Origin of the sequence: Acidovorax sp. HMWF029 (assembly GCF_003060895.1) — a bacterium.
GTDB lineage: Bacteria > Pseudomonadota > Gammaproteobacteria > Burkholderiales > Burkholderiaceae_C > Acidovorax.
In genome coordinates this window covers 1-5454 of sequence record NZ_QAIH01000257.1, presented here as the reverse complement: position 1 = coordinate 5454, position 5454 = coordinate 1, and the positions used below count along the sequence as shown (strand labels likewise).

Annotated in this window: 4 protein-coding genes; 3 read left to right on the top strand and 1 reads right to left on the bottom strand. The window is 59.1% G+C overall.

Annotated features, from left to right (window positions below; genetic code table 11):
- The first annotated feature begins 599 nt into the window (after window positions 1-599).
- From DBR12_RS22240 to DBR12_RS18480, 3 genes are all read left to right on the top strand, one after another.
- Window positions 600-1121 (top strand): hypothetical protein, encoded by a 522-nt coding sequence (locus DBR12_RS22240; RefSeq protein WP_233244854.1) that lies wholly within the window; start codon window positions 600-602, stop codon window positions 1119-1121.
- A gap of 482 nt (window positions 1122-1603) precedes the next feature.
- Window positions 1604-2464, top strand: coding sequence for a DUF6402 family protein (locus tag DBR12_RS18485; protein WP_108618601.1), 861 nt, complete (start codon window positions 1604-1606; stop codon window positions 2462-2464).
- Window positions 2464-2871, top strand: coding sequence for a hypothetical protein (locus DBR12_RS18480; protein ID WP_108618600.1), 408 nt, complete (start codon window positions 2464-2466; stop codon window positions 2869-2871). The genes DBR12_RS18485 and DBR12_RS18480 overlap by 1 nt, the downstream gene beginning before the upstream one ends.
- A gap of 320 nt (window positions 2872-3191) precedes the next feature.
- Here the strand turns inward: DBR12_RS18480 and DBR12_RS18475 are convergent, their stop codons facing one another.
- On the bottom strand, window positions 3192-5378 hold the full coding sequence (locus DBR12_RS18475) for a TonB-dependent siderophore receptor (protein ID WP_108618599.1): 2187 nt from the start codon (window positions 5376-5378) through the stop codon (window positions 3192-3194).
- Window positions 5379-5454: the final 76 nt, after the last annotated feature.

Below are 5454 nucleotides of genomic sequence, written 5' to 3'. Positions count from 1 at the left end.
AAAGGGCCTCGCCTGACGGCTCGGCCATACCGACCACGAGTTCAAAAAAAGGAGGCCCTACAGAAGCATCCACCCTATAGTTATCCACAGCTGGCTTCAAATGGAACCAGCTCTAGCCCCTGGTCAATGTTCGACTGGCACTGCTGATCACGATTGCACTGGCGCTAACAGGCTGTGGGTACGGGGTTGGGTGTGAGCCTGCAGGCTATAGTCCCTTCGCCCCAACGCGCTGGCTTTGCAGAGATTCACACTTGCGTTTGAACCCAGTGTCTTGGCCTCAAACCCAGGCTGCGAGCAGCTCTCAGGAGAGTTCTGTGTCCACGATATCCCGCGCCCTCCTGCCCATCGCACACGCATCTGCGGCATGCATGGCTGTCTTGCTCGGACCCGCTGTCCTGGCCATGCTGTGTGTGGGCAACGCACATGCCGCAGACGGAAACACATCCGCAGAGCAAAGGGCCCGGCTCGCAGTACCCCCCGAGTTTCGGCATCCCGGTTTTGTCTGGACCACTGCAGAAGGCGACTTGAACGGAGACGGCGTTCCCGACCTGGCCCTGTTGCTGACAAGGCACAAAGGAGAAGGCCAGCGAGAGGAGCGGTTGCTTGTCCTGACCGGGAGGGTGGATGGCAGCTATCAGGTGCTCTCAACGTCCGGCGAGTTCTGCCACCCCAGCAAGTTCTACAACCTGGACATCAAGAACAATTCATTGTTCGTTCAGGCGGTCTACTACGCAGACGCCGCCCGGTTCTCGGGCTTCACGCTGCAGTTTCGCTACAACGCCAAGATCAAAGACCTGGAACACATCGGCGAGCAGCAGGACGACGAAGACTATTCCAGCAACGCCTCCTACCGGGTGAGCCTCAACTACCTGACCAACGCCGCCATCCATTCGCGGCGTGCTGGAAAGAAGTACAAGGAAGTGAGAGGCCGGATCACCGATGCGCCTGGCGTGCTGCCTTTGAACGGGTTTGTCTGCGAAGGCTATGGCATGACGAGTTCTACGGTCTACCTGGATGAAAGTTTCAAGGTGCACAAGAAGGGGGGGGACGCCGCCATGATGCGGAGCGGGTTCGTCGGAAGCCCACCTGGGCGTTCAGCAGCGTGTAGCCTGGTGCGTTGATGCGTAGCATGCCGCTTTGTGCGAAGAACTCACCGCAGTACAACACGCCGCCGCCCACGCTCCAGCCGCGCAGTGTGGGCGATGTGAAGGCGTGGCGGCTTGCAGGAGTGCGTCAAACGTAAGTTGCCAATAGGGTGCTCAGTCGAGCGATTGAGCATCATCTGGCGCAGTGCATCAACGCGCCGTTGCGCCCTGTCCCGGCATCCGTTCTGTGAGTGACTAAAAAACGGGGGCTTATTCTGAAGCAGTAAGTCAAATAGCAGCTCGTTGAAAGATGCACGAGCAATGGGAGTTCGCAGGTTTACGGCTCAAGTTTTGTTTGTAGTGGGGGCGGTTCTCTTGGCTAACTGTGATCGGTTACCCGCCGTAACCAAAGAACGTTGCCCATGATCTGCATTGGCGCTCATTCCTGTGAAAATTGCCTGCTTGAAAATCACCAGTGCAAGAAAAGAGAGGGAATGTGAGCGATATTGTCAAGGTTCATGCGGAGCAACTGCGCGCAGCTTGAAAAGAAGCTGCCCCCCAAAAAATTGCGTTTTCAGCTTCTTGACATCCCAGAAGTTATGCGGTCGCGCTTGGGGTGGCCGGTTGCGGCGTCGTTGATGGAGAGGTGGTTTAGAAGTCCTGCGTTTGAGATGAGCGATTCAATAAAGCGAAGTCTGACGCCCAACCAGTTACACAAGCTGCCTGAAGCCCAACTGGATGAGAACAAGGTCAGCATGGCATGGGCGCTGGGCTTTGTCAGGGTGCAGGCAGCGATGTTGCAGCTGCAGAAAAATTGGGCGAATCCTGCAGGACTGAAGCAACTGCAAACACGGATTGAGCGGCAAAGCAATGGCCGAAACCAGCAATGCTGGCGGTTCGGCAATCTCAGCCAGACTGCCAAGCTGCTGGATGCCAACTGCCAAGTCAATATCCAAAAAATCGGTGAATCGAGCGATCCCATGGACGATTTTTATGGTGCTATGGGTGAAGCTACGCTGAAGGTGGCTGTCTCAGGCATTGTCAGCCCGAAAGGAGCAGGAAAAGCAAAAATAGAAATTGATGAACTGGCTTTCTATTTGCGCGACTCCTACGATTTCAATGACGATTCCTTCGTGTCGCAGCCTTTGGGATTCTGGGGTTTTAATGGAGTGGTGCGCGCTCTGCGCTTTCCCAGCAATGTTCCCATCACAGATGAATGGGTGCACGAGGATGCCGCCAGCTTGCGAAGCAAGACGTATTTGGTTCAGAACAAGCACTTCAGGGAGTGGCGTGCCAAAAATGGCAAAGGCGGGGATTTCATGATCGTCTCCGACGTTCACCGTGTGCGACTCCCAATCCCATTGCAATTGGAGTGGTGATGAAGATGCCTGGTTTTAAAAAAATTCCATGTATTGTTTGGTGTTTGATATTAAATGCTGGTTTTTTTCTGTGTTGGTACGTGGCTACCCCTAGTCTTTTTAATAGCTATAATAGTCCGCATTATATTTATCGTCTTGAAGTTTATAATGCATCAATTTTGCAGAGAATTATTAATTATAAATTCAAAGAGCCGTCGGTGGTAAAGTTGTATCGTGTGGCACCAAAAATGTTACTGGGCGAAAGCAAGGTTGCCGATCTTTGGATGGATGGTGAAATATCATGGGTGCTGGATGCACCCGTGAAAATGGGTAGGGTTCATGTGGGGAACGAGGTGATTTTCGAAAATATCCCTCCTGAATGTGCGGAGGTGTCACCGATTCCAGGCTGCCCCAGATCCAATCCGTGAATTTCAAGGCGTATGTCTTAGTTGAAGTTAATGCGGTTTTTCGGAGAACGCTTGGCCAAAGCAAGATGATGCGGTTGTGCTTGCTGGCCAGGCGAATGCGCAAAGCCCGACCGCATCCTTCTCGTCATAGGCTTCGTCCCGCAGGCTGTCCACCCATAAGTGGGTGTTGATTTGGTAGCTCACCTGGGTGTTCAGGGCGGACAAAATAGTGCGGTTTTGCTATTGAATATGTAGCTATAAAGCCATGACCATCAGGCGGAAGAGGCCAAAATCCCTTGAATTTTTTGGCCCTTTGACCCCTTCCGCCATTCACCCCACCCTCAGAACCGCGTCCGCAACGTCACCTGCACCGCGCGCGGCGAGCCGGGCAGGATCAGGTTGTCGTTGCTGCCGTGGCTGGACACGTAGTACTTGCGGTTGGCCAGGTTCTTGATGTTCACGTCCACATCCCACTGGCCCAGCGTGTACTGCAGGGCCGCGTCCACCGTGGTGTAGGCGGGCAGGGTGACCAGGTTGGTGAGCGAGGTGAAGCGCGCGCCCACATGGTTCACGCCGCCGCCCACGCGCAGGCCGTGGCCCAGGTCCTTCATGGCCCAGAGGAAGGCGGAGTTGCGCGGCGTGAGAGCGGGCACCTTGCCTTGGGCTGCGATGGCAGCGGTGGGCAGCTGTGTGGACGTGGTGGTGGCCAGCGACTTGGTCATGCGGCCGTCCAGCCAGGCGTAGCCCGCGCTCACATCCCAGCGGCCGGGCAGGCGGCCATTGGCGGTCAGCTCCAGGCCGTTGGTGCGCTGGGTGCCCACGTTGATCTGGCGGGAGGGGTTGGCGGGGTCGGTGTTCTTGATGTTGGTGCGCTCCAGGTTGAAGAGCGCGCCGGTGATGTTCATGCGGCCATCGAGCAGGTCGAGCTTGACGCCGATTTCCTTGTTCTCGGTGATCTCGGGCTCGGCGCCGGTGTTGTTGGCGGCCAGTGCAAAGGTCTCTGCCGAGGGCTGGAACGATTTGCTGTACGACACGTAGTACGACACGGCATCGCTGGGCTGCCACACCAGGCCCGCGCGCGGGCTGAACTTTTTGTCGGTGCGCGACAGCGTACTTAGCTTGCGGTCAAACGTGGTTTCTTGCCCGAACACGTCGTAGCGCGCGCCCACCAGCGCCTTCCACTGCGGGGCCAGCGTGATCTGGTTTTGCCAGTACAGCGCTGCCGTGTCTTGCGTGGTGTGGCTGGGGATGGCGCTGTCGGCGTTGTAGCTGGCAGCCGGGATGGTGGGGGCAGGTCGGTTGCCGGGGTTGAGGATGGGCACGCGGTCGGCGCCGCCCGAGACGGATTCGGCACGCTTCTTTTGCTGGCCCAGTTCCACGCCCATCAGCCACTCTTGCTTCAAGCCGCCCAGCTGGTTGCGCCAGGTCAGGTCGGTCTGGTTGAAGAAGCCTTGTTCATCGCGCAGGATGAACGAGCGGGTGCGGCCCACGGTCATGTCCACGGGGTTGGTGGTCCCGCCCGGCAGGGTGTTGTAGCGGTCCAGCGTGTAGTCGTACACGCGCGTGACGTTGCGCACCGACCAGTCGTCGTTGAAGCGGTGGTTCAGCGTGGCTGCCAGCGACTGCATGGTGCTGGTGGTGGTGTCGTCCTGCGCGGCGTTGCGCGAGCCGTAGTAGGTGCCCGCAGGCACGTTCACGGGGCGACCATTGAGCGCGGGGATGCCGAAGTCCGTGAGGCGCTTGTCGCGCACGTTGGTGTATTGCAGCAGCAGGTCGGTCTGCGCGGCGAGCTTGAGCGCGAGCGAGGGCGCGAAGTTGTGGCGTTTGACGAACTGCTGGTCGCGGTAGCTGCCGGAGTCTTCGACGGCGGCGTTGATGCGCAGCGCTGCGGTGTCGCTGATGCCCACGTTCACGTCGGCTGTGGCGCGGCGGTAGTCGAAATTGCCCAGGCCCAAGCTGGCCTCGCCCGATGTCTCGCCAAACTTGGGCTTCTTGGTCACGCGGTTGATCAGGCCACCGGATGATCCGCGCCCGTACAGCACGGCGGCGGGGCCCTTGAGCACTTCCACACGCTCGATGTCGGCCAGATCGCGGAAGTACAGCGCGTCGTCGCGCACGCCATCCACAAACTGGTCGGCAATCGCGGTGAAGCCCCGGATCACCACCTGGTCGCGCTGGCCGTCGCCATGGCTCATGGCTACGCCGGGCACATTGCGCAGTGCGTCTTCCATTGACCGGGCGCCTTGGTCGCGCAGAAGCTGCTCGGGCACCACGTTCACGGCCTGGGGCACATCGCGCAGCGGCGCGCTGCCCTTGGTGGCCGATGTGCTGGCGGCGGGGGCGTAGCCGTCGTCACCGCTGGTGGATTGCACGGTGACCTCGCCCAGTGTCTGGGTGGGCGCAGAGGGCGGTGTGGCTTGTGCCAGCGCGGTGCCGCAGAACGCGGCCAGGACGGCGGCGGCCAGCGGGTGCAGGGCCTGGGGGTGGCGGAAGGGGCGTTGGAGGGAGTGGTGCAGAGATGCGTGCATGGTTTGTCCTTGGTGTGTGCACAACGCGGTTGAAAACGGCTCCGCAGGCACCGGACCTGGCGCAGGCCCGTGGGGC